The organism is Novosphingobium sp. BW1, from assembly GCF_008107685.1.
Lineage (GTDB): Bacteria > Pseudomonadota > Alphaproteobacteria > Sphingomonadales > Sphingomonadaceae > Novosphingobium.
In genome coordinates, this window is record NZ_VIRF01000073.1 from 1 (window position 1) to 23261 (window position 23261).

The 23261-nt window shown below is 62.6% G+C and carries 30 protein-coding genes; 24 read left to right on the top strand and 6 right to left on the bottom strand.

Annotated features, from left to right (window positions below; genetic code table 11):
• The 3 genes from FMM79_RS11195 to katG all read right to left on the bottom strand — a co-directional run.
• On the bottom strand, nucleotides 1–345 hold a 345-nt coding region (locus tag FMM79_RS11195; protein ID WP_148627151.1), incomplete at its 3' end, for a helix-turn-helix domain-containing protein.
• Nucleotides 346–414: 69 nt separating this feature from the next.
• Nucleotides 415–1224, bottom strand: a complete 810-nt coding sequence (locus FMM79_RS11200; RefSeq protein ID WP_148627585.1) for a hypothetical protein — start codon at nucleotides 1222–1224, stop codon at nucleotides 415–417.
• Nucleotides 1225–1497: 273 nt separating this feature from the next.
• A complete protein-coding gene (gene katG, locus FMM79_RS11205) occupies nucleotides 1498–3648 on the bottom strand; it encodes a catalase/peroxidase HPI (protein WP_205466637.1) in 2151 nt (716 codons plus the stop codon).
• A 472-nt stretch (nucleotides 3649–4120) separates the two neighbouring features.
• Between katG and putP the strand changes: the two genes are divergently transcribed.
• Nucleotides 4121–5608, top strand: a complete 1488-nt coding sequence (putP, locus tag FMM79_RS11210; RefSeq protein ID WP_148627586.1) for a sodium/proline symporter PutP — start codon at nucleotides 4121–4123, stop codon at nucleotides 5606–5608.
• 171 nt (nucleotides 5609–5779) lie between these two features.
• Here the strand turns inward: putP and FMM79_RS11215 are convergent, their stop codons facing one another.
• The 3 genes from FMM79_RS11215 to FMM79_RS11225 are packed head-to-tail and all read right to left on the bottom strand — an operon-like array spanning nucleotide 5780 to nucleotide 8558.
• Entirely contained in the window at nucleotides 5780–6415 is a 636-nt protein-coding gene (locus tag FMM79_RS11215; RefSeq protein WP_148627587.1) for a TadE/TadG family type IV pilus assembly protein, read from the bottom strand.
• A complete protein-coding gene (locus FMM79_RS11220) occupies nucleotides 6415–7041 on the bottom strand; it encodes a TadE/TadG family type IV pilus assembly protein (RefSeq protein WP_162528493.1) in 627 nt (208 codons plus the stop codon). The genes FMM79_RS11215 and FMM79_RS11220 overlap by 1 nt, the downstream gene beginning before the upstream one ends.
• Nucleotides 7038–8558, bottom strand: a complete 1521-nt coding sequence (locus tag FMM79_RS11225; RefSeq protein WP_148627589.1) for a Tad domain-containing protein — start codon at nucleotides 8556–8558, stop codon at nucleotides 7038–7040. The genes FMM79_RS11220 and FMM79_RS11225 overlap by 4 nt, the downstream gene beginning before the upstream one ends.
• A 702-nt stretch (nucleotides 8559–9260) precedes the next feature.
• Between FMM79_RS11225 and rpsL the strand changes: the two genes are divergently transcribed.
• The 23 genes from rpsL to rpsE all read left to right on the top strand — a co-directional run bounded on the left by rpsL (nucleotide 9261) and on the right by rpsE (nucleotide 23260).
• A complete protein-coding gene (rpsL, locus tag FMM79_RS11230; protein WP_007682177.1) occupies nucleotides 9261–9632 on the top strand; it encodes a 30S ribosomal protein S12 in 372 nt (123 codons plus the stop codon).
• A 93-nt stretch (nucleotides 9633–9725) separates the two neighbouring features.
• On the top strand, nucleotides 9726–10196 hold the full coding sequence (rpsG, locus tag FMM79_RS11235) for a 30S ribosomal protein S7 (protein WP_039388094.1): 471 nt from the start codon (nucleotides 9726–9728) through the stop codon (nucleotides 10194–10196).
• Nucleotides 10197–10324: 128 nt separating this feature from the next.
• The gene (gene fusA, locus FMM79_RS11240; protein WP_148627590.1) at nucleotides 10325–12418 is read left to right on the top strand and encodes an elongation factor G; all 2094 of its coding nucleotides are present in this window, start codon (nucleotides 10325–10327) and stop codon (nucleotides 12416–12418) included.
• Between the two features lie 94 nt (nucleotides 12419–12512).
• Nucleotides 12513–13703 (top strand): elongation factor Tu, encoded by a 1191-nt coding sequence (gene tuf, locus FMM79_RS11245; protein ID WP_039388092.1) that lies wholly within the window; start codon nucleotides 12513–12515, stop codon nucleotides 13701–13703.
• 336 nt (nucleotides 13704–14039) lie between these two features.
• On the top strand, nucleotides 14040–14351 hold the full coding sequence (rpsJ, locus tag FMM79_RS11250; protein WP_007011873.1) for a 30S ribosomal protein S10: 312 nt from the start codon (nucleotides 14040–14042) through the stop codon (nucleotides 14349–14351).
• Nucleotides 14352–14709: 358 nt separating this feature from the next.
• Nucleotides 14710–15465, top strand: a complete 756-nt coding sequence (gene rplC, locus FMM79_RS11255) for a 50S ribosomal protein L3 (protein WP_039388091.1) — start codon at nucleotides 14710–14712, stop codon at nucleotides 15463–15465.
• Between the two features lie 3 nt (nucleotides 15466–15468).
• Nucleotides 15469–16095 (top strand): 50S ribosomal protein L4, encoded by a 627-nt coding sequence (rplD, locus tag FMM79_RS11260; protein WP_148627591.1) that lies wholly within the window; start codon nucleotides 15469–15471, stop codon nucleotides 16093–16095.
• Nucleotides 16088–16402: a 50S ribosomal protein L23 gene (locus tag FMM79_RS11265; RefSeq protein ID WP_039388089.1), complete on the top strand. Its 315-nt coding sequence runs from the start codon at nucleotides 16088–16090 to the stop codon at nucleotides 16400–16402. Before rplD ends, FMM79_RS11265 begins: the two co-directional genes overlap by 8 nt.
• A gap of 4 nt (nucleotides 16403–16406) precedes the next feature.
• Nucleotides 16407–17243, top strand: coding sequence for a 50S ribosomal protein L2 (rplB, locus tag FMM79_RS11270; protein ID WP_148627592.1), 837 nt, complete (start codon nucleotides 16407–16409; stop codon nucleotides 17241–17243).
• Between the two features lie 6 nt (nucleotides 17244–17249).
• On the top strand, nucleotides 17250–17528 hold the full coding sequence (rpsS, locus tag FMM79_RS11275; protein WP_039388086.1) for a 30S ribosomal protein S19: 279 nt from the start codon (nucleotides 17250–17252) through the stop codon (nucleotides 17526–17528).
• Nucleotides 17528–17905: a 50S ribosomal protein L22 gene (rplV, locus tag FMM79_RS11280; protein WP_148627593.1), complete on the top strand. Its 378-nt coding sequence runs from the start codon at nucleotides 17528–17530 to the stop codon at nucleotides 17903–17905. Before rpsS ends, rplV begins: the two co-directional genes overlap by 1 nt.
• 3 nt (nucleotides 17906–17908) lie before the next feature.
• Entirely contained in the window at nucleotides 17909–18604 is a 696-nt protein-coding gene (gene rpsC / locus FMM79_RS11285) for a 30S ribosomal protein S3 (RefSeq protein WP_148627594.1), read from the top strand.
• Between the two features lie 22 nt (nucleotides 18605–18626).
• On the top strand, nucleotides 18627–19058 hold the full coding sequence (rplP, locus tag FMM79_RS11290; RefSeq protein ID WP_148627595.1) for a 50S ribosomal protein L16: 432 nt from the start codon (nucleotides 18627–18629) through the stop codon (nucleotides 19056–19058).
• Between the two features lie 3 nt (nucleotides 19059–19061).
• Nucleotides 19062–19265 carry a 50S ribosomal protein L29 gene (rpmC, locus tag FMM79_RS11295; protein ID WP_148627596.1) on the top strand — a complete coding sequence of 68 codons (204 nt, stop codon included), beginning with the start codon at nucleotides 19062–19064 and terminating at the stop codon, nucleotides 19263–19265.
• A 12-nt stretch (nucleotides 19266–19277) separates the two neighbouring features.
• Entirely contained in the window at nucleotides 19278–19565 is a 288-nt protein-coding gene (gene rpsQ / locus FMM79_RS11300; RefSeq protein ID WP_039388075.1) for a 30S ribosomal protein S17, read from the top strand.
• Nucleotides 19566–19653: 88 nt separating this feature from the next.
• Nucleotides 19654–20022 (top strand): 50S ribosomal protein L14, encoded by a 369-nt coding sequence (rplN, locus tag FMM79_RS11305; protein WP_039388073.1) that lies wholly within the window; start codon nucleotides 19654–19656, stop codon nucleotides 20020–20022.
• The gene (rplX, locus tag FMM79_RS11310; protein ID WP_148627597.1) at nucleotides 20022–20336 is read left to right on the top strand and encodes a 50S ribosomal protein L24; all 315 of its coding nucleotides are present in this window, start codon (nucleotides 20022–20024) and stop codon (nucleotides 20334–20336) included. Before rplN ends, rplX begins: the two co-directional genes overlap by 1 nt.
• On the top strand, nucleotides 20329–20913 hold the full coding sequence (gene rplE / locus FMM79_RS11315; RefSeq protein WP_039388070.1) for a 50S ribosomal protein L5: 585 nt from the start codon (nucleotides 20329–20331) through the stop codon (nucleotides 20911–20913). The genes rplX and rplE overlap by 8 nt, the downstream gene beginning before the upstream one ends.
• Before the next feature lie 29 nt (nucleotides 20914–20942).
• On the top strand, nucleotides 20943–21248 hold the full coding sequence (gene rpsN / locus FMM79_RS11320; protein ID WP_039388068.1) for a 30S ribosomal protein S14: 306 nt from the start codon (nucleotides 20943–20945) through the stop codon (nucleotides 21246–21248).
• Nucleotides 21249–21262: 14 nt separating this feature from the next.
• Nucleotides 21263–21658 carry a 30S ribosomal protein S8 gene (rpsH, locus tag FMM79_RS11325; protein WP_148627598.1) on the top strand — a complete coding sequence of 132 codons (396 nt, stop codon included), beginning with the start codon at nucleotides 21263–21265 and terminating at the stop codon, nucleotides 21656–21658.
• Entirely contained in the window at nucleotides 21658–22191 is a 534-nt protein-coding gene (gene rplF / locus FMM79_RS11330; RefSeq protein WP_148627599.1) for a 50S ribosomal protein L6, read from the top strand. The genes rpsH and rplF overlap by 1 nt, the downstream gene beginning before the upstream one ends.
• Nucleotides 22191–22529, top strand: a complete 339-nt coding sequence (gene rplR / locus FMM79_RS11335) for a 50S ribosomal protein L18 (protein ID WP_148627600.1) — start codon at nucleotides 22191–22193, stop codon at nucleotides 22527–22529. Before rplF ends, rplR begins: the two co-directional genes overlap by 1 nt.
• Nucleotides 22530–22531: 2 nt before the next feature.
• The gene (gene rpsE, locus FMM79_RS11340) at nucleotides 22532–23260 is read left to right on the top strand and encodes a 30S ribosomal protein S5 (RefSeq protein WP_148627601.1); all 729 of its coding nucleotides are present in this window, start codon (nucleotides 22532–22534) and stop codon (nucleotides 23258–23260) included.
• The last annotated feature ends 1 nt before the right edge of the window (nucleotide 23261 follow it).

Here is a 23261-nt window from a genome sequence, read left to right on the forward strand (position 1 = left end):
CGCCCGCACCGTCCAATGGGTGGCCTCATGGCTGGGTGGTTCCAGCGTCAGCGCAACGACCTTGTCGACCAAAGCCGCATCGAGAGGCGCGATCCCCGGAGGTCGGGTCTTGTCGCGCAGCAGCCCATCCACGCCTTCGGCCATGTACCGTTCCTGCCAGCGCCACACGCACGGCTTGGATTTGCCAGTCGCCTCCATGATCGCCTGCGTTCCTAGCCCTTGAGCCGTCAGCAGAATGATCCGCGCCCGCCAAACATGCTTTTGAGGAGAACTACGCGCTGCGACAATCGCTTCGAGCCGCTTGGTGTCCGGTCCTGTAACCTCAATCTGGATGCCCGTTCGCATGCGCCATCTTCGCATGTCCCCCCGTTCAAGGGAATCCCGAAAACGGAATCATCTGTTCCGATCAATCCACTAGTTCGCGGCGCGAAAGTTGCCGAACAGCAACTGGGCGTTGTTCCGCGTACGGGTGGGGGCGCTGATGAAGAAGTAGTGCGGAAGCTTGCCTGTGAAGGCGCGGGTGTCGGCGATCTTCTGGTCATCGAGGTAGACCCGCAGCATTTCGCCCTCGACCGCAATTGAGATATGCATGACGCGGTTGGCGTAGTGGCGCAGGTCGAGGCGCTCGGCGTGGTAGTAATCGGTCGCGCTGCTGGCGACGCTGGTGCTGCCTGCATAGTTCACGTTGACTGCTGCGATGCCGCCATGGTTGTGCGCGTTCATGATGTAGTCCGCCACGCTGTTGTCGCGCGCGAAGCCAAAGTAGAACCCGCCCGCATCGCGCGCGGTGTCCGCTGCGGTGAGGACGTCGAACTCGACCGTGAAGCTTTCGGGCAGGGCCTTGCCATCGTTCAGCTTGTAGGTGGAGAAGGGCTGGAGCTTGAGCCAGGTGCCCGCGATCCCGCCGACCGAGACGACGGCGCCGGATCCGTTGGTTTTCCAGGTGTCGGGCATCGTGCCGAGTGGTGCGTCCGCAAAGTCGGTCTTGACGATGGTACGGCTGCCGGGGGTGAAGGCAAAGCCTTTGTTGATCTGCAGGCTCTGACCGCCTGTGGCGCTGTTCTGTGGGTTCGAAGCGTTGCCGCCGGTGCTCCGGACCTGCCGCTCGACTTCGTTCTTGATCGCACCGAAGACGTCTCCGAACTGCGCGGACGCCGGGGCAGTTGCCAGCAGCAGGGGGCAGGCAAGACCGGCATGGAGAAGCAGGCGGGCAAGATAGCGCATTGAAAAGGTTCCCGAACAGCTTGGAAGAACAAGGTCGGGCGTCGTAGTTGCGAGGCTCCTCTTGTTCAAGATGTTCGTGAGGTGTGACCTCGCACTGCCCGGTGCGTGCATGCGGACCGGATCCCCACATTTGCGAGGACGCATTCGTTTGCATCTTGTGCGCTATTGTGAAGCATTTTTTGTATGCACACGTCAGGTTGATTGTGTGGACGCCGCATCGGTTCGGTGAAAAAGGGTGGGCGGCGGGGGTATCTGCCCGCCGCCCACACGCAATCAGTAGCGGTCCGCGTTCATCACCTTGGTCCAAGCCGCGACGAAGTCGGACACGAACAGGTCCTGTGCATCGGACGAAGCGTAGACTTCCGAGACCGCGCGCAGCTCCGAGTTGGAGCCGTAGATCAGGTCCACCGGGGTGGCGGTCCACCTGGCCTGGCCGCTAGCGCGGTCCTTGCCTTCGTAGAGGCCGGGGGTGGCCGACTTCGACCAGACGGTGTCCATCGTCAGCAGGTTGACGAAGAAGTCGTTGGTGAGCTGGCCGGGGCGGCTGGTCAAGATCCCCGCCGCAGACCCGCTTGCGTTGGCGCCCAGCACGCGCATGCCGCCAACAAGGACGGTCATTTCGGGAACGGTTAGGCCCAGCATGTCGGCCTTGTCGACCATGGCATCGGCGGGCGCGTAGTTGGCGCCTTCGCTGTAATAGTTGCGGAAGGCGTCGGCCTTGGGCTCAAGGTAGGCGAAGGACGCCACGTCGGTCATGTCCTGCGTGGCATCGACACGGCCGGGCGTGAAGGGCACCTTGACTGGGTGTCCGGCGTCGCTGGCGGCCTTTTCGATCGCGGCAGCGCCGCCCAGTACGATGAGGTCGGCCATTGAGATCGGTGAGCCTGCATCGGCCGCGCTCGCGCGGATCTTTTCCAACTGACCCAGTACCATCTTCAGTTCGGCCGGATCGTTGACCGCCCACGAGGTCTGCGGATTGAGCCGCAGGCGCCCGCCGTTCGCGCCGCCGCGCATGTCGGTGCCCCGGTACGTCGCGGCGGAGGCCCAGGCGGTGCGCACGAGCTCGGGTACGGTGAGGCCTGAAGAGAGGATCGTCGACTTGAGCGCATCGGCCTGCGTGTCGCTGAGCGGGGCAAAACTGGGCTCGGGCAGCGGGTCTTGCCACACGAAGGTTTCACCCGGCACGTCGGCGCCTAGGTAGCGGGCCTCGGGGCCGAGGTCACGGTGGGTCAGCTTGAACCAGGCGCGCGCGAAGGCTTTGGCGAAGAGGCTCGGGTCCTGCTGCCAGCGTTCGAGTACCGCGCGGAATCTCGGATCGCGCTTGAGGGCGATGTCGGTGGTAAACATGATCGGTGCATGGAACTTGCCCTCTACGTGGGCGTCGGGGACGAGGCTGGCGGCGGCCGGGTCGGTCGGGACCCACTGGGTGGCACCGGCTGGGCTCTTGGTCGTCTTCCACTCGAAATTGAGCAAGTTGTCGATGTACTGGGTGGTGAACCTAGTGGGGGCGGCCGACCAGGCACCTTCAAGGCCCGAGGTCAGCGTGTCCTCGGCGTTGCCCTTGCCGCATGTATTCGTCCAGCCAAGGCCCTGCTGTTCGACGCCCGCCGCGGTGGGCTCGTCACCCAGGCAGTCCTCGGGCTTGTGCGCGCCATGCGCCTTGCCGAAGGTGTGCCCTCCCGCGATGAGCGCCAGCGTTTCCTCGTCGTCCATGGCCATCTGGCCGAAGGCAACGCGGATGGCCTGCGCGGCCGAAACCGGATCGTGGTTGCCGCCCGGACCTTCCGGGTTGACGTAGATGAGGCCCATCGTGGTCGCCGCGAGTGACTTCTGCAGCTTGCCGTCCTTGGTGTAGCGCTTGGAGCCCATCATCTCGGTTTCCGGCCCCCAGTAGACGAGGTCGGGCTGCCAGGCATCGACGCGCCCCCCGGCAAAGCCGAGCGTCTTGAAGCCCATGTCTTCCAGTGCCACCGTGCCCGACAGCACCATGAGGTCACCCCACGAGAGCTTGCGGCCGTACTTCTGCTTGATCGGCCAGACGAGGCGGCGGGCCTTGTCGAGGCTGACATTGTCGGGCCAGGAGTTCAGGGGATCGAAGCGCTGCTCGCCGCCATCCGAACCGCCCCGGCCGTCGCCCACGCGGTAGGTTCCTGCCGAGTGCCAGGCCATGCGAATGAAGAAGGGGCCATAGTGTCCGTAGTCCGCGGGCCACCAGGGCTGGGAGGTGGTGAGGACCTTGCGGATGTCCTCCTTGACCGCAGCGAGGTCGAGGCTGGCAAATTCGGCGGCGTAGTCGAAGTCGGCGCCGTAGGGGTTGGACATCGCCTCGTGCTGGCGAAGTTGGGCGAGGTCGAGACGCTGGGGCCACCAGTCCTCGTTGGTCATGCCGTGAATCTTGGTGCGGACCGAAGTGTCCTCTTCCATCACGGTTTCGTTCTCGACCGCTGCGGACGCGCCTTGCGAGACAAGAAGAGTGAGCGCGCTACCCAGAAGGGCGGCGCGAAGGATCATCTTTGTGTTCTTGGGCATGGAGCCTCTCCACCTGTTGCGACGAACGCGGCGCTGGTTTCAGCGCACGCAAGGGAGAGTAGGCCCCTGCGCGGGCAGGTCCAAACGGGGAGGGCAGATAAGTGTGATCGATCATGTCGATCAAATTGGCAAAGTTTCGGCATTATTGCGATTGGTTCGCGCTTGCGCTTGCGCCAAGTTCCGAGCGGAAACTGGAAAATTCGCAAGGACCGCGATGAAACGCATTGTATGTGCGGCCTAAGGATATGTCGCGGGTAGGTCTGATCTGGCAAGCATCGTCATCTGCCACGATGCAATCCTGTCAATTTCGGGCTTTCTCCCCTGCACGCCTTGGGTTTTGCGACTCGGGTGGCTATGTCCTCGGCTTATGCAGACAGGAACCTTGATATCGTTAACCCTCTACTTTGTCCTGATGCTTGGCATCGGTCTCTATGCTTGGAAGAAGTCCACCGAGGATTCTGAAGGCTACCTGCTGGGCGGGCGCAACCTGCACCCGGCAGTCGCGGCGCTCTCCGCCGGGGCTTCGGACATGTCGGGCTGGCTCCTCATGGGCTTGCCGGGCGCGCTCTACGCCTCGGGGCTGGTTGAAGCCTGGATTGGCATTGGCCTTTTCCTGGGCGCGCTGGTGAACTGGGTGGTCGTTGCACCGCGCCTGCGCGAGCAGACGGTCTCCTACGGAAACGCCCTGACCATTCCCGAATTCCTTGCCAATCGCTTCCCTGACAAGGCAACGCTGCTGCGCGTGGTGTCGGCGGTCATCATCGTCGTCTTCTTCACCGTCTATACAGCGGCCGGTCTCGTCGGCGGCGGCAAGCTCTTCGTCACCAGCTTTGCCGGGCTCTTCGGCGATGTCGGCATGAGCGACTACATGTTCGGGATCTGGATGACCGCGGGCGTGGTGCTGGCCTACACGATGATCGGCGGCTTCCTGGCCGTCTCGCTCACCGACTTCTGCCAGGGCTGCATCATGGTCGTCGCACTGATCCTGATGCCCGTCGTGGTGCTCTGGGGTGGGCAGGGCGATGGCTTTGCCCAGATGGAAGTGACGTTGACCGAAATCGATCCCAACTTCCTCAGCCTTACCCACGGCCTGACCTTCATCGGCTGGCTTTCGGCGGTGACATGGGGGCTGGGCTACTTCGGACAGCCGCACATCATCGTGCGCTTCATGGCCGTGCGCAGTGTCGAGGACGTCAAGGTTGCGCGCAACATCGGTATGGGCTGGATGCTGGTCTCGCTGATCGGCGCGCTGGGCGTGGGCCTTGCGGGCCGCGCCTACATGCAGCGCAACGGCATTCCGCTCGATGATCCTGAAACGATCTTCATCGCGCTGGCGCACCTGCTCTTCCACCCGCTCATCACCGGGTTCCTGCTCGCCGCGCTCCTGGCTGCGATCATGAGCACGATCTCCTCGCAGCTGCTGGTCTCCTCCAGTTCGCTGGCAGAGGACTTCTACCGCCTGTTCCTGCGCAAGGACGCATCGGAGCGCGAGATCGTGAACGTGGGTCGCGTGGCGGTCCTTATCGTCTCGCTGGCGGCCATCGCCATCGCTGGCGATCCCGAGAGCGAGGTGCTCCAGCTTGTTTCAAACGCCTGGGCCGGTTTCGGCGCGGCGTTCGGTCCGATGATCCTGCTCGCGTTGACCTGGCGCGGCATGTCGGGAGCAGGCGCAGTCTCGGGCCTCATTGTGGGCGCACTGGTCGTGATCTTCTGGATCGCCATGGAATGGAACGCGAGCTTCCTGGGCGGACCCGGTGTCTACGAAATCATTCCGGGCGTCATCGCTTCTACGCTTGCCATCTTTGTGGTGAGCAAGATGACCTCAAGCCGGGAAGCAGCCGCCGCCATGGCGTGATAGCCAGGCCCGATAGAGCCTGAAAAGACAAAAAGGGGGCGTCCCGGCATCATCCTCCCGCAATGCAACCGCTCGCCCCACTATCGCGTCCACCTGAAGCAGGACGCTATTGACTCAGACTTTCGCCCCGGTGGGAATCCCCAAATGAGTCAGCCTCAGCGCAGGTTGGTATCAGTCGCAGTGGGCAACGGTCAGGCCTTGTGCGTTGCTCAGTTCCTGGTTCTGCCGCCCGCGCACATTGAAGGCGCTTTCGTACCGGATCGTGCCGGGATTGAACAAGGCGGCGACGATCAGCGGCTGGTACGCGTAACTGGCTTCCACGAACATGATCGCGGTGTTCGAGGACGCGGCAATGCGATGCCCGTTGCGGCCCATGCCCTGCGCCAGCGCGTCATTGGTGCGGCCTGTGCCCTGCGTGCCATAGGCGGGCTCGAAGTTACCATCGCCCCAGCAGCGCTGCCAGCGGATCATCTGACCGGCACTGCGGCCATTGCGGCCGTTGCTCTCCAGCGAGGAGAGGACGATGCGGCCATTCGCCTCGAAATCGATGCTCTCACCGATGGAGGCGGCTCCGGCGAAGACCTCCTGGACATTGGCCTCGTCAATCCCGCCCATGACGCGGCCTGCGTTGTCAGCGACACTCATGGCGATCTCGCTCACGCGAAGTTGCGCGCGGGCGTAGTTGGCAAGTTCGAGGCCGGTGCAAAGGACCATCAGGAAGAGCGGCGCGATAAGCGCGAATTCAATGATCGCGACGCCGCTCTCATCGGTTTCCAGTTCCCGCAGGCGGGTGGGCAGGGGGCTCATCAGCGCCGCTCCCCGCACAGGACCGGCGGTACGGCCTGGGCGCTGTAGGGCTGGTTTCGGAAGGCGCTCTTCGCGGTGAGGGAAACGGCTGCGTCGGCGTCTGTGAAAAGATGGATGGGAAGCAGGCGATCAACCTCTATCGTGGCTTCATAGAAGGCGATGTCGTTCGCGCCTCCGATGCCGCCGCGGCCAGCATCGAGATCGTATTCGCCGTTGCCGTTGGTGTCGAGCCAGCAGTCGCCGTCGTCATAATCGAAGCGGCCGTTGCCGTTGACGTCGGTCATCAGCTTCTCGGCATTCCCGATGCCGCTGAAGTCGTAATAGTTCTTGATCGTGACTTGCGGATTGGCACCGGGGGCTACGCTGGCAAGCTGCTGGCGGATCTGTGCGGCCACGCGCTCTTCGGTCGTGTCCCCCTCGGTCATGAACTCAGGCTCTTCCACCGAGGCGCGCCGTGCGGCATCCGAGAGCGTGCCCTGGAGAACCGACAGCACGTAGGACTGGTAACCGAGGTCGAAAGCTCCGGTCAGGAGCACCATGAGCGGGCCAATGAGAAGTGCGAACTCCACGGCGGTGACGCCGCTCCGGTCCCGCCTCAGGCGGCGCAGAAGGGGAGCAAACGTCATCGCGTCAGCCTCAGGTTGCCGATGCCGCGGCCAATGTCTTCGAATATCTGTTCCATGTCCGAGCCGTCGCTGGTGTAGAACTGGGAGGAACTCGTCGCGCAGGACTCGATGTCGTCGGTGTCCGTTACGTCGAGCGCGATGACCCATATGGTGATGCCCATCGACTTGGCGACCGTGCAAGCCGATTCGAACCGGGAGATATGCCGGTCGCGCATCGCGCCCGAGCCCCGGACGCGCTCCTGATAGTATTGCAGGCCATAGGCGGAATAGAGGTTGTGGCCCCCGTTGCCCGCGTCGGTATCGAGCCGGCCATCGGTCATGAACACGATGTGCTGGCGCACGGGCACGTCGTCGCGCTCAAGCGGATTGTCGCTGGCGAAGAAGCCGGTGCGCGAGATGAAGCGCACGCCCCAGAGCATGCCGATGTCGTGATAGGTGCCACCCGTGACACGCGCGGTTGCATCGTTGACGGCCGTCTGGAAACGGCTTTCCGAGCTGTATTCGCGCAAGGTCGTCGCCTCGGAAGGACAGCCATGCTGATCTTCCATCTCCTGTACGCCGGGATCGTAGCGGCCGAACTGGAGCTCGGGCTGGTTACCCGCGTTGCCAGCGCGGGTATCGATGTCCTCACGCGTCACGCGGGTCTCGATCTCGAAGGGATCGAGCGTGTTGCCGATCGAGGGACGCTCTTCGATGCAGCCGTCGCCGCTGGTGCGGAAGTTCTGCGTGTTGCCGCCGGTGTCGCCACCGCCACGGCCGATGTTCCAGGAGGACTCGTTGATATCGACCCACTTGGTTTCCAGTCGGTTGTAGCAACTCTGGTTCCTGCCATTCCCGTAGCACACGCGCCCGACGTGGACGTAAGGCTGCTCCTTGAGGATATCCTTGTTCATCAGCGAACGTCCCACGTTCACCGTGTGCGAATAGGGCATAATGCCAAAACGCGTGACAGAGCCGTTGTCCTCGTCGAGGGCGCGGTAGAGCCCCATCGCTCCCGAGCGCAGGCGGAGGATCTTGGTAGAGCCACCCGAGCTGGGCGCATTGTTCATCGAGCCGGTGACGTCGAGTACGAGCATGACATCGTTGTGGCCCATGTCGCGCTTGGCGTTGCAGTCGACCGTTACCTCGGTCTGCTGGTATCCGAAGATGCGCATGAGCGACATCGGCACGGTCGCGTGCGCGGTGCCAAGAATCTCGTTCGTGTCGTCGGCGTTGGGCCTGGCTTCGAAGGCGACCTCGCGTGTGCCCAGAAGGCCTTCTTCGAAATTGAAGTCAAAGAAGCGATCGGCTTCGTCTTCGGCGGTCCGGTTCCAGCGCGAACCTTCCATGATCTGGCGTCCGGCGAGAACGCCCGCGTCACAGGCGTTCTGAAGCTTGCCGCGCACAAGGTAGGCTACGCTCATGTCGAGCCCGCCACCGATGATCGCGATAAGGGGCAAGAGGGCGGCCGCCACGATCAGCATCGTGTTGCCGTCGGGCTCAGCGATCAGACGTTTCAGGTGCGGCAGCAACGCCATGCATGGAGACTCCGGCTTGACTTCGGTCGCGTGGTTAATTCTCCATTTGTAAAGAATTCGATAAACTTCCGATTATACGTGTTTATCGATGGTGGATGTGGGCCATGTTCAGTCATCCTGACGATGTGCGTTATGTATACGCCGTGCCAACGGCGCAGGTATTCAGCGGCGCCAGGATGCAACGTGGTTGGCTGCGTCTGCGCTACGGCCCGGCATGGAGCCGGACTCGCTTTCCTGTGAGGCGCAGCAAGGCGCGGGTCCTTGACCCAACCACTGCTTTTGCGTAAGGGCTCGCATCTCCTCCGGACATGCTTCGGCGGAACAGCATAGAGCTGAACACTGCTCGTACGTGGTTTTCGGTGGCTTTCCAGCCTCTTGATGGTGGAAGCCGCGATCCTTTGGGTTGCCTCCTGGTCCGATTCGGTCCGGAGACGCCGCGAAGCCCGCGAGCAGAGTAATCCGGCGCCGACTGGGCCGGGTGGAGTGTTTTTCGGCTCGCGCTGGATGCGGCGTGACGTGCATGTGCCTCGGTTTTGAGGCTTGTGTGCAGTTTGCCGGGATCCGCGCGGCGCGCTTGCACTCTTCCATTCCAGCTTGGCATCGGCCCTGAGGCCCGGGGTGCGAGGGGTCCGTCCCGTGGTCGGGTTTCGCACCATGGAGCGGGCCGGATCCATCGCACTCCCATTTGAAAGAAGAGTATAGATGCCCACTATCAACCAGCTGATCCGCAAGGGTCGCGAGCCGCAGAAGGCCAAGTCCAAGGTCCCGGCCATGGAGCAGAACCCGCAGAAGCGTGGCGTCTGCACCCGCGTGTACACCACGACCCCGAAGAAGCCGAACTCGGCACTTCGCAAGGTCGCCAAGGTGCGCCTCACCAACAGCCGTGAAGTCATTTCGTACATCCCGGGCGAAGGTCACAACCTGCAGGAGCACTCGGTTGTGCTTATCCGCGGCGGCCGTGTGCGCGACCTTCCCGGTGTGCGTTACCACATCCTGCGCGGCGTGCTCGACACGCAGGGCGTCAAGGATCGCAAGCAGTCGCGCTCGAAGTACGGCGCGAAGCGCCCCAAGTGATCCGGCAGCGGCGCCCTTGAGCGTCGCTACATGATATTTCACGGTCGGTGATGCGCTTCGGTGCCCGGCCGCAAGAACAAGGAATTCAAAACGATGTCACGTCGTCGTCGTCCCGAGAAGCGGGAAATCCTGCCGGATCCGAAGTTTGGTGATCTGGTCCTGTCGAAGTTCATGAACAACCTCATGTACGACGGCAAGAAGTCGGCTGCCGAGCGTATCGTCTATGGCGCGCTCGACACCATGGAAACCCGCGCCAAGGCCGATCCGGTCCAGCTGTTCCACGATGCCCTGAACAACGTGAAGCCGCAGATCGAGGTCCGCAGCCGCCGCGTCGGTGGTGCGACCTACCAGGTCCCCGTCGAAGTGCGCCCCGAGCGCGCCCAGGCTCTTGCCATCCGCTGGCTCATCTCGGCCGCGCGCGGCCGTCCCGAGACCACCATGTCGGCGCGCCTTTCGGGTGAGCTCATGGATGCGGCCAACAACCGCGGCAACGCCGTGAAGAAGCGCGAAGACACGCACCGCATGGCGGACGCGAACCGCGCCTTCTCGCACTACCGCTGGTAAGACGCTTCGTGGCGCGCCTTGGCACCGTTTCGGCGGCGTCATGGGCGCGTCACACTTTCAATTCAGGAGGCACGGGTTTATTTGGGCCCGCATCCGCCTCCAAACCCTCCTGCTAAGGAATCCGCACCATGGCACGTAGCCATCCGATCGAACGCTACCGCAATATCGGTATCATGGCGCACATCGACGCCGGCAAGACCACCACGACCGAGCGTATCCTCTACTACACCGGCAAGTCCTACAAGATCGGCGAAGTGCACGACGGCGCCGCTACCATGGACTGGATGGAGCAGGAGCAGGAACGCGGCATCACCATCACCTCGGCTGCCACCACCACCATGTGGAAGGCGCAGGACGGCGAAGGTGAAGAGCACCGCATCAACATCATCGACACTCCGGGCCACGTTGACTTCACCATTGAAGTCGAGCGTTCGCTGCGCGTGCTCGACGGCGCGGTTGCCGTGTTCGACGGCGTTGCCGGCGTTGAGCCGCAGTCGGAAACCGTGTGGCGTCAGGCTGACAAGTACGGCGTTCCGCGCATGTGCTTCGTTAACAAGCTCGACCGTACCGGCGCTGACTTCTACTACTGCGTTCAGTCGATCATCGACCGTCTCGGCGCGACCCCGCTGGTCCTGACCCTGCCGATCGGCGCGGAAGCTGACCTCTCGGGCGTCGTCGACCTCGTCAAGATGCGCTCGATCGTCTGGGAAAACGACGGCCTCGGCGCTTCGTTCAGCTACGGTGAGATTCCGGCTGACCTGGCCGACAAGGCTGCGGAATACCGCGAGAAGCTTCTTGAGACCGCCGTCGAGCAGGACGACGATGTCATGGAAGCCTACCTCGAAGGCACCGAGCCCGACGTCGACACGCTCAAGAAGCTGATCCGCAAGGGTACGCTCGAGCGCGCCTTCGTGCCCGTGCTGTGCGGTTCGGCGTTCAAGAACAAGGGCGTGCAGCCCCTGCTCGACGCCGTTGTCGACTACATGCCGAGCCCGATCGACGTTCCCGCAATCAAGGGCGTGCTGCCCGACAGCGAGGAAGAGCAGACCCGCCCCTCGAGCGACGAAGCTCCGTTCTCGGCTCTCGCATTCAAGATTATGAACGACCCGTTCGTCGGCTCGCTCACGTTCTGCCGCATCTACTCCGGCATCCTCCAGAAGGGTTCGTACCTGAACTCGGTGAAGGACAAGAAGGAAAAGATCGGTCGCATGCTGCTCATGCACTCGAACAACCGCGAAGACATCGACATGGCCTATGCCGGTGACATCGTGGCTGTCGCGGGTCTGAAGGAGACCACTACCGGTGACACGCTGTGCGCCGAGAAGGCTCCGATCATCCTCGAGCGCATGGAATTCCCCGAGCCGGTCATCGAGCTGTCGGTGGAGCCCAAGACCAAGGCCGACCAGGAAAAGATGGGCCTCGCCCTGTCACGCCTGGCTGCCGAGGATCCCAGCTTCCGTGTCTCGACCGACCACGAATCGGGCCAGACCATCATCAAGGGCATGGGCGAGCTTCACCTCGACATCATCGTCGACCGCATGAAGCGCGAGTTCAAGGTCGAGGCCAACGTCGGCGCACCGCAGGTCGCCTACCGCGAATACCTCGGCAAGCCCGTCGAGCTGGTCTACACCCACAAGAAGCAGTCGGGTGGTTCGGGTCAGTTCGCAGAAGTGAAGGTCAAGCTCACCCCGGGTGAGCGCGGCGCCGGCATCAACTTCATCGACTCGGTGAAGGGCGGCAACATCCCGCGCGAATACATCCCGTCGGTTGAGAAGGGCATGCGTGAGACCGCCGACACCGGCGCGCTCATCGGCTTCCCGATCGTCGACTTCGACATCGAGCTCGTCGACGGTAAGTACCACGACGTTGACTCGTCGGCCTTGGCCTTCGAAATCGCCGGCCGTGGCTGCATGCGCGAAGCCGCGCAGAAGTCGGGCATCAAGATCCTCGAGCCGATCATGAAGGTCGAGGTTGTGACCCCGGAAGAGTTCATGGGCGACGTTATCGGCGACATGAACAGCCGCCGTGGTCAGATCCAGGGCACCGACAGCCGTGGTAACGCCCAGGTTGTCGAGGCCAACGTGCCGCTCGCCAACATGTTCGGCTACGTGAACCAGCTGCGTTCGTTCACCCAGGGACGCGCTCAGTACTCGATGATCTTCAGCCACTACGACGAGGTTCCGGCCAACGTCGCGGCGGAAGTGAAGGAGAAGCTTGCTTAAGGGCAAGAATGGTTCTAGGGGCGGCGCCTGCGATTCTGTGGGAGCCGCCTCGAATTCCCCAGATTCAAGTTCATTGTGAAAGAAGGTTTGTAAGATGGCCAAGGCAAAATTCGAGCGGAACAAGCCGCACTGCAACATCGGCACCATCGGTCACGTCGACCATGGCAAGACCACCCTCACCGCGGCGATCACCAAGGTTCTGGCAGAAGCCGGCTTCGGTGAAGCCGTCGATTTCGCCAACATCGACAAGGCTCCCGAAGAGCGCGAGCGCGGCATCACCATCTCGACCGCACACGTCGAGTACGAGACCGCCAACCGTCACTACGCGCACGTCGACTGCCCGGGTCACGCTGACTACGTCAAGAACATGATCACCGGTGCCGCTCAGATGGACGGCGCCATCCTCGTGGTGAATGCTGCTGACGGCCCGATGCCCCAGACCCGTGAGCACATCCTGCTCGCCCGTCAGGTTGGCGTTCCGGCTCTCGTCGTGTTCCTCAACAAGGTTGACCAGGTCGACGACGAAGAGCTCCTCGAGCTCGTCGAAATGGAAGTCCGTGAGCTTCTCTCCTCGTACGACTTCCCGGGCGACGATATTCCCATCGTCAAGGGCTCGGCTCTGGCCGCTCTCGAAGGCCGTGACGACGAAATCGGCAAGAACCAGATCCTCGAGCTGATGCAGGCTGTTGACGACTACATCCCGCAGCCGCCGCGTCCGACCGACCAGTCGTTCCTGATGCCCGTCGAAGACGTCTTCTCGATCTCGGGTCGTGGTACGGTTGTCACCGGCCGCGTCGAAACCGGCATCATCAAGGTTGGCGAAGAAGTCGAGATCGTCGGCATCCGCGACACCCAGAAGACCACCGTCACCGGCGTGGAAATGTTCCGCAAGCTGCTCGACCAGGGCGAAGCTGGCGACAACATCGGCGCCCTGATCCGTGGCCTGAAGCGCGACGACGTCGAGCGTGGCCAGGTTCTCGCCAAGCCGGGCACTGTGACCCCGCACACCGAGTTCTCGGCTGAGGTCTACGTGCTCTCGAAGGACGAAGGTGGCCGTCACACCCCGTTCTTCGCGAACTACCGTCCGCAGTTCTACTTCCGCACCACCGACGTCACCGGCGAAGTGATCCTTCCCGAGGGCACAGAAATGGTGATGCCGGGCGACAACGTGACCATCTCGGTCAAGCTGATCGCACCGATCGCCATGGACGAAGGTCTGCGCTTCGCGATCCGCGAAGGCGGCCGCACCGTCGGCTCGGGTGTCGTTGCCAAGATCACTGCCTAATCCGCAGGTCTTTGACGACTAAGGTGATTGGCCCGGTCCTGCGCAAGCAGGGCCGGGCCTTCGCGTTTGTGGCGCTGTGGCTGCGAGTCGCGCGGGGCTCTTGAGGCTTCGTGAGCGGATGGTCGGGCTGCCGGAGTGGGCCTGGTGTGATCGCTTCACGGCGGGGCTTGCCCGTGATAGAATCGTGCGCCGCCATGGCCTTGTTGGATACGGGCCGGGCAGGGCGCAGAAAATCGCAAATCAGGGCTTGCTAGACTGCGCATCAGCGTGTAGTTGCGCGGCTCGAATTTAACAGGGCTTCGCGCCCTTTGGCTCTTTCTCATCGGTAGCAGGTACATGGAAGCTCAGAACATCCGCATTCGCCTCAAGGCGTTTGACCACCGCGTGCTCGACCAGGCGACTGGCGAAATCGCTGACACGGCTCGCCGCACTGGCGCGCTCATTCGGGGCCCCATTCCGCTGCCGACGAAGATTGAGAAGTTCACCGTGAACCGCGGTCCGCACATCGACAAGAAGTCGCGTGAGCAGTTCGAAGTTCGCACGTACAAGCGTCTGCTTGACATCGTGCAGCCGAACGCTGCCACCGTCGACGCTCTGATGAAGCTGGACCTCGCGGCCGGCGTGAACGTCGAGATCAAGCTGGCCTGATCCAGCTCGGGGTCGCCTCAGGTGACCCCGTCCGTCTTTCTGATCGGACGCTAAACGATCGGGCGAAATTCGGACCTTCGGGTTCAGATAACCTTGTCGATCCACAGAGATCGGCTTTGCGCGGCAAAACGTGCAGAGACAGAGCCTCCAGAGCCACCGGCCCGAGAGGACACAAGGGATACCTCTGGTTCCATCCTTCGGGATTGAGCTGGGAATGCGTCCCCCGTCTCGTTTCCGCCGGGCCATTCGGGCCTTGAGCAGGGAACATTCCAGCCCGGACGGGGCATGCATCACATCTTTGGGCTGGACACGCCTGTTCGGGATGGGCCCGGGCAGGCCTCTGTTGAGGAGACAGATCATGCGTACTGGCGTGATCGCCAAGAAAGTCGGGATGACCCGCCTTTTCCAGGAGGACGGCCGGCACGTGCCCGTGACCGTTCTGGCGCTGGAAGATTGCCAGGTGGTTTCGGTCCGCACCAACGATCGTGACGGCTACGTCGCGGTTCAGCTCGGTGCCGGCGAAGCCAAGCAGAAGAACGTTGCCAAGCCGCAGCGCGAGCACTTTGCCAAGGCAGAAGTTTCGCTCAAGATGCGCGTTGCCGAGTTCCGCGTTGCCGACGACGCGCTGCTCGAAGTCGGCTCGACCATCGCGGCCTCGCACTTCGTGCCCGGCCAGCTCGTCGACGTTGCCGGCCACACCCAGGGCAAGGGCTTTGCAGGCGCCATGAAGCGTTGGGGCTTCGGCGGTCTGCGCGCTACCCACGGTGTGTCGCTCTCGCACCGTTCGCACGGTTCGACGGGTAACCGTCAGGATCCGGGCAAGGTGTTCAAGAACAAGAAGATGGCCGGCCACATGGGCGACCGTCAGCGCACCCAGCAGAACCTCGAGATCGTCCGTGTGGACGACGAGCGCGGCCTGATCTTCGTTAAGGGCTCGGTCCCCGGCGCGAAGAATGCCTGGCTCACCGTTTCGGACGCCGTCAAGGTCGCCCGTCACGCCGAGGCTCCGTACCCCGCCGGCCTCAAGACGGCCGCCAACAGCAACGATTCGGCTGCTGACACCCCCGCGGAAGACACCGCGGCTGTCGAAGCGACCGAAGGCCAGGAGGGCTAAGTCGTGAAGGTTCAGGTCCTCAATATCGACGGTTCCGCCAGCAACGGCGACATCGAGCTGTCGGACGACGTGTTCGGCCTCGAGCCGCGCGCGGACATCCTGCACCGTGTCGTGACGTGGCAGATGGAAAACCGCCGCGGCATCGCCCGCGCTACCCGCGAACGTTCGGACGTGGCACGCACCGGCAAGAAGTGGGGTCGCCAGAAGGGCGGCGGCACGGCTCGTCACGGTGACCGTGCAGCTCCCGTCTTCATCGGCGGTGGTAAGGCCCACGGTGCCCGTCGCCGCGAGTTCGGCCAGTCGCTGAACAAGAAGCTGCGTGCGCTGGGTCTCAAGATGGCTCTGTCCTCGAAAGCCAAGGCTGGTCTCGTCATTGTCGACACCCTCGACGTTGCCGACGCCAAGACCAAGGTTCTCGCCGGTCAGCTCGCCAAGGCGAACTTCGGCAAGAAGGTGCTCGTGATCGACGGTGAAGCCGTCAACGACAACTTCGCCAAGGCCGCTCGCAACCTCATCGGCGTGAACGTTCTCCCCGCCCAGGGCGCGAACGTCTACGACATCCTGAAGCACGACACGCTGGTGCTTACCCGCGCCGCTGTCGAAAAGCTGGAGGCGCGCTTCAATGGCTAAGACCGCTGCAGAAATCCGTCACTACGACGTGATCCTTGCACCGCACATCACCGAAAAGGCGACGCTTCTCTCTGAGAACAACGCGGTCGTCTTCAAGGTGGCCGGCGATGCGACCAAGCCCGAGATCAAGGCTGCCGTCGAGGCGCTGTTCGACCGCAAGGTCAAGAGCGTCAACACGCTGGTGACCAAGGGCAAGACCAAGCGCTGGCGCGGTAAGGATTACCGCCGCAGCGACGTGAAGAAGGCGATTGTCACGCTGGCCGAAGGTCAGCAGCCGATTGACATCACCGAAGGCGTACAGGGCTGATCCGATGGCACTCAAGCATTACAACCCGACCAGCCCCGCCCGCCGCGGCCTGGTCCTAGTCGACAAGTCGGCGCTGTGGAAGGGCAAGCCTGTCAAGGCTCTGACCGAAGGCAAGCGCAAGACCGGTGGCCGCAACAACAAGGGTCATGTCACTTCGCGTGGCATCGCTGGTGGTCACAAGCAGAAGTACCGCTACATCGACTTCAAGCGTCGCAAGTGGGACGTTGAAGGCACCGTCGAGCGGATCGAATACGATCCCAACCGCACCGCCTTCATCGCGCTCATCAACTACGCGGATGGCGAACAGGCCTACATCATCGCTCCGCAGCGTCTCGCTGCCGGCGACAAGGTCATCGCTGCCGAGAAGTGCGACACGAAGCCGGGCAACGCCATGCTCCTGTCGCAGATGCCGGTCGGCACGATCTGCCACAACGTCGAGATGAAGCCGGGCAAGGGTGGCCAGATCGCCCGTTCGGCCGGTGCCTACGTTCAGGTTGTCGGTCGTGACCGCGGCCTGGTCATCGTGCGCCTCAACTCGGGCGAGCAGCGCTACCTGCGTGGCGACTGCATGGGTACGGTCGGTGCGGTGTCGAACCCCGACAACCAGAACCAGACCCTTGCCAAGGCAGGCCGCAAGCGCTGGATGGGCCGTCGCCCGCTGACGCGTGGTGTTGCCAAGAACCCGGTCGATCACCCGCACGGTGGTGGTGAAGGTCGCACCTCGGGTGGCCGTCATCCGGTTACTCCGTGGGGCAAGCCGACCAAGGGCGCCCGCACTCGCAACAACAAGCAGACGGACAAGATGATCATCCGTTCGCGCCACGCCAAGAAGAAGAGGTAAGACACGATGGCACGTTCCGTCTGGAAAGGCCCCTTCGTCGACCTGTACCTTCTCAAGAAGGCCGAGGTCGCGCAGGATGCCGGCAACCGCGCTGGTCCGATCAAGACCTGGTCGCGTCGCAGCACCATCCTTCCGCAGTTCGTTGGTCTGACGTTCAACGTCTACAACGGGCACAAGTTCATCCCGGTCTCGGTCAACGAGGACATGGTCGGCCACAAGTTCGGTGAATTCGCGCCCACGCGTTCGTTCCCGGGTCACGCTGCCGACAAGAAGGGCAAGCGCTAATGAGCAAGCAGGCAGCACCCCGCCGCGTCGGCGAAAAGGAAGCCCTGTCGGTCGGCACCACGATCCGTGGTTCGGCGCAGAAGCTCAATCTCGTTGCCGCCCTGATCCGTGGCAAGAAGGCTGAGGAAGCGATGAACATCCTCGCTTTCTCGAAGAAGGCCATGGCCGTGGACGCACGCAAGGTTCTCGCTTCGGCGATCGCCAACGCGGAGAACAACCACAACCTCGACGTTGACTCGCTGGTCGTCGCCGAGGCGTCGGTCGGCAAGTCGATCACCATGAAGCGCTTCCACACCCGTGGTCGTGGCAAGAGCACCCGGATCCTCAAGCCGTTCTCACGTCTGCGGATCGTCGTTCGCGAAGTCGAGGAGGTCTGATCCATGGGTCATAAGAGCAATCCGATCGGTCTGCGTCTGCAGATCAACCGTACTTGGGACAGCCGCTGGTTTGCGGAAGGCCGGGACTACGGCAAGCTGCTTGAGGAAGACCTCAAGATCCGCAAGTTCATCCTCGAGAACGCGCCCCAGGCTGCAATCTCGAAGGTGGTCATCGAGCGTCCGGCCAAGCTGTGCCGCATCTCGATCTACGCGGCCCGTCCCGGTGTGATCATCGGCAAGAAGGGCGCGGACATTGAGAAGCTGCGCAAGAAGCTTTCGATCATGACCTCGAGCGAAGTGAAGCTGAACATCGTTGAAATCCGCAAGCCGGAAGTTGACGCGAAGCTGATCGCTCAGGGCATTGCGGACCAGCTGATCCGCCGCGTTGCCTTCCGCCGTGCGATGAAGCGCGCGATGCAGTCGGCCATGCGTCTGGGTGCCGAAGGCATCAAGATCATGTGCGGTGGCCGTCTGGGCGGCGCTGAGATCGCGCGTGTCGAGCAGTATCGCGAAGGTCGCGTGCCGCTTCACACTCTTCGTGCGAACATCGACTATGCCGAAGCCGAGGCGCTGACCGCCTATGGCATCATCGGCATCAAGGTCTGGGTCTTCAAGGGTGAAATCCTGGGCCACGACCCGACGGCGCAGGACCGGCTTATGATGGAGGCTCAGACCTCCGGCGTTCGCCCGGCGCGTTGAGGCTTAGGATAGAGTAAGCACCATGCTGCAACCGAAAAAGACCAAGTTCCGCAAGGCTTTCAAGGGCAAGATCAAGGGCGCTGCCAAGGGTGGCACCGATCTGAACTTTGGCTCCTACGGCCTGAAGGCTCTCGAGCCGGAACGTATCACCGCCCGCCAGATCGAAGCGGCTCGCCGCGCGATCACGCGTCACATCAAGCGCCAGGGTCGCCTCTGGATCCGCGTCTTTCCTGACGTGCCGGTTTCGAAGAAGCCTGCTGAAGTCCGTCAGGGTAAGGGCAAGGGTTCGGTGGAATACTGGGCCGCTCGTGTGAAGCCCGGCCGCATCCTGTTCGAGCTGGACGGCGTTGCCGGCCCGCTCGCCGCTGAGGCTTTCAGCCGCGCTGCGATGAAGCTTCCCATCAAGACCAAGGTCGTTGCCCGTCTTGGCGACACCTCGCACCTGGAGGGTTAATTCATGGCTGACAAGACTGAAGACTTCCGCGCCAAGACCGACGACCAGCTCACCGAAGAGCTGGTTGCGCTGAAGCGCGAGCAGTTCAACCTCCGTTTCCAGGCCGCCACGAGCCAGCTCGAGGCCCCCGCCCGGATCAAGGAGGTTCGTCGCAACATCGCCCGCATCAAGACGCTCCAGGCTGAGCGTTCGGCTGCGGCGAAGTAAGGAGGAAACACGATGCCTAAGCGTATTCTGATCGGTACCGTCGTTTCCGACAAGACCGACAAGACTGTTACCGTGCTCGTCGAGCGCCGTGTGAAGCACCCGCTTTACGGCAAGATCATCCGTCGCTCGAAGAAGTACGCCGCCCACGACGAAGAGAACGCGTACCACATTGGTGATCGCGTCCGCATCGAGGAAACCAAACCGATCTCAAAGTCGAAGACCTGGAAGGTTCTCGATACGTTGCAGGCCGGAAAGGGTATTGCCATCGAGGCTAATCTCGACGTAGAGGCCGCCAACTGATTTGAGATGCCCCCGGCTTAACCGCCGGGGGAGCTTTTTTGGAACTGCCGGACTGGTTCCGGCAAGCCGTTGAGAAGGAACCGGATCAATGATCCAGATGCAATCCAATCTCGACGTCGCGGACAACAGCGGCGCCAAGCGCGTCCAGTGCATCAAGGTACTGGGTGGCTCGAAGCGTCGTTTCGCAGGCGTCGGTGACATCATCGTGGTGTCGGTGAAGGAAGCGCAGCCGCGTGCACGCGTCAAGAAGGGCGACGTGCACCGTGCTGTCATCGTGCGCACTCGTAAGGACGTTCGTCGTCCCGACGGCAGCGTCATCCGCTTCGACAGCAACGCTGCCGTGCTCATCAACAAGAGCGAGGAGCCGATCGGCACCCGTATCTTCGGCCCCGTGGTTCGCGAGCTTCGCGGCAAGGGCTTCATGAAGATCATCTCGCTTGCTCCGGAGGTGCTGTAATGGCTGCCGCGAAGATCAAGAAGGGTGACCAGGTCGTTGTTCTGTCGGGCAAGGACAAGGGCCGCACCGGCGCTGTTCTCCAGGTCATGCCCAAGGACGGCAAGGTCCTGGTCGAGGGCGTGAACGTCGCCACCCGCCACCGCAAGCCGACCCAGCAGAACCCGCAGGGCGGCATCGAGCGCAATCCGGCTCCGATGGCGATCAGCAAGGTCGCGGTTGCCGTTGACGGCAAGCCGACCCGCGTTCGCTTCGAAGAGAAGGACGGCAAGAAGGTCCGTGTGGCCGTGAAGACCGGGGAGACCATCGATGGCTGATAAGTATACCCCGCGTATGCGTTCGAAGTACGATGCGGAAATCGTTAAGGCGATGACCGAAAAGTTCGGCTACAAGAACGTGATGGAAGTGCCTTCGATCGAGAAGATCACGCTCAACATGGGCGTGGGCGAGGCGAGCCAGGACAAGAAGAAGGTCCAGACCGCCGCGGCCGAAATGGAAAAGATTGCCGGCCAGAAGCCCGTAATCACCAAGGCCCGCAAGTCGATCGCGCAGTTCAAGCTGCGTGAAGGCATGCCGATTGGCTGCAAGGTCACCCTTCGCCGCGAACGCATGTATGAATTCCTCGATCGCCTCATCACGATCGCGATGCCCCGCATCCGTGACTTTCGTGGTCTGAACGCCAAGTCGTTCGATGGCCGCGGCAACTACGCGATGGGCCTGAAGGAGCAGATCATCTTCCCGGAGATCAGCTACGATCAGATCGAGAAGGTGCGTGGCATGGACATCATCGTCACCACCACCGCCAAGACCGACGAAGAAGCACGCGAGCTGCTGCGTCTTTTCGGTTTCCCGTTCCCGGTTGAAGAAGCCGCGGAAGAGAAGGAGGCGGCGTGAGCCGCCGCTGAGGAAGAGAGCTTAAGTCCATGGCGAAACTGAGTTCCGTGAACAAGAACGAGCGTCGTAAGAAGCTCGTCAAGAAGTACGCTGGTAAGTACGAACGCCTTAAGGCGATTGCCGATGACACCTCGCTCGACGAAACCGAGCGTCTCATCGCACGTCTGAAGCTGGCCGAGATCCCGCGCAACGGCAACCCCACCCGGGTTCGCAACCGCTGCGCCACGACCGGTCGTCCGCGTGGTTACTACCGCAAGTTCGGCCTGTGCCGCGTTGAGCTGCGTGATCTTGCCAACAAGGGCATGATCCCCGGCGTGACCAAGTCGAGCTGGTAAGGGATACATAAGCAATGGCTATGACCGATCCCCTGGGTGATATGCTCACCCGCATCCGCAACGGCCAGCAGGCGAAGAAGGACTCCGTCCTTTCCCCCGCCAGCAAGCTGCGTGCGCGCGTGCTCGAGGTTCTCCAACGTGAGGGCTACATCCGCGGTTACAGCGATGACACCACCGGTGGCCATCCGCAGCTGCGCATCGAGCTGAAGTACTTCGAAGGCGAGCCTGCTATCAAGCACATCGCTCGCGTCTCCAAGCCTGGCCGCCGTGTCTACTCGGGTTCCAAGGAACTCCCGGTTGTGCGCAATGGCCTTGGCATCACCATCGTCTCGACGCCCAAGGGCGTGCTCTCGGATGCCGAAGCACGTGCCGACAACGTCGGTGGCGAAGTGCTGGCGGAGGTGTTCTGATGAGCCGCATTGGTAAGAGGGCGGTTGCTATTCCGGCCGGCGTTACTGCCAAGCTCGAAGGCAACGTGCTGACCGTCAAGGGTCCTAAGGGTACGCTCGAAATGGGCGTGTCTGACCAGGTTACCTACACCGTCGAAGATGGTTCTGTTGGCGTGTCGCCGATCAACCAGTCGAAGGTGGCTCGCAGCCACTGGGGCATGCAGCGCACGCTCGTCGCCAACCTCGTTGGCGGCGTGACCGAAGGTTTTTCGAAGGTCCTTGAACTCAAGGGCGTCGGCTACCGCGCACAGGTCCAGGGCAAGAAGCTCAAGCTGCAGCTCGGCTATTCGCACGATGTCGACATCGACATCCCCGAAGGTATCGAGATCAAGGCGCCGGATAACACCACCGTCGAGATCTCGGGCATCGACAAGCAGAAGGTCGGCCAGATTGCGGCCGAGATTCGTCGCTGGCGCAAGCCTGAGCCTTACAAGGGCAAGGGTATCAAGTACCGCGGCGAGTACATCTTCCGCAAGGAAGGGAAGAAGAAGTAATGGCAAAGCTTTCCCTTTTCCAGCGCCGCCGTCAGCGCGTGCGCACCGCCCTTCGCGCGTCGGCTTCGGGTCGTCCGCGTCTTTCGGTGCACCGCACCGGACGTCACATCTACGCCCAGATCATCGACGATGCGCAGGGCCGTACGGTCACTGCTGCCAACACGCTTGGCGGCAAGGGCGCTGACACCGATGCCGCCATCCGCGTGGGCAAGGAACTCGCCGAGGCCGCCAAGAAGGCGGGCATCACTTCGGTTGTGTTCGATCGCGGCGGCTTCCTCTATCATGGTCGCGTCAAGGCGCTGGCCGATGCCGCCCGCGAAGGCGGGCTGGAGTTCTGAGCATGGCTGACGAAAACACCAACACCACCAGCAGTGAGCAGCCTATCGCGGCTGACAACCCGCAGGGCGGTGCTCCCCAGGAGCAGCGCGAGAGCCGTGATGGCGGTCGTGGTCGTGGCGGCCGTGGCCGTGGCGAGCGCGGTGGCCGTGGCCGTCGTGACGACCGTCGTGGCCGTCGCGACGACGAGGAGCAGGGCGAAGAGCTGATCGAGAAGCTGGTTCACATCAACCGCGTCTCGAAGACCGTCAAGGGCGGTAAGCGCTTCGGTTTCGCAGCACTCGTCGTCGTGGGTGACGGCAAGGGTCGCGTCGGCTTTGGCCATGCCAAGGCTCGCGAGGTTCCCGAGGCGATCACCAAGGCAACCGCTTCGGCCAAGAAGAAGATGATCCGCGTCGCTCTGAAGGAGGGGCGTACCCTTCATCACGACGGCAAGGGCCACTTTGGTGCGGGCCGCGTCAATGTCCGTACGGCTCCGGCCGGTACCGGCATCATCGCCGGCGGTCCGATGCGCGCCGTGTTCGAGAGCCTGGGCGTCGCTGACGTCGTGACCAAGTCGGTCGGCACCTCGAACCCGTACAACATGATCCGCGCCACCTTCGACGCCCTGACCGACCAGTCCTCGCCGAAGGCGGTGGCTCAGCGTCGTGGCAAGAAGGTCTCCGACCTGCTGGGTCGTGGCGGTGCGACCGAAGCTGAGGCGGAAGCCGCAGCTGAAGCCATCGTGGAGTAAG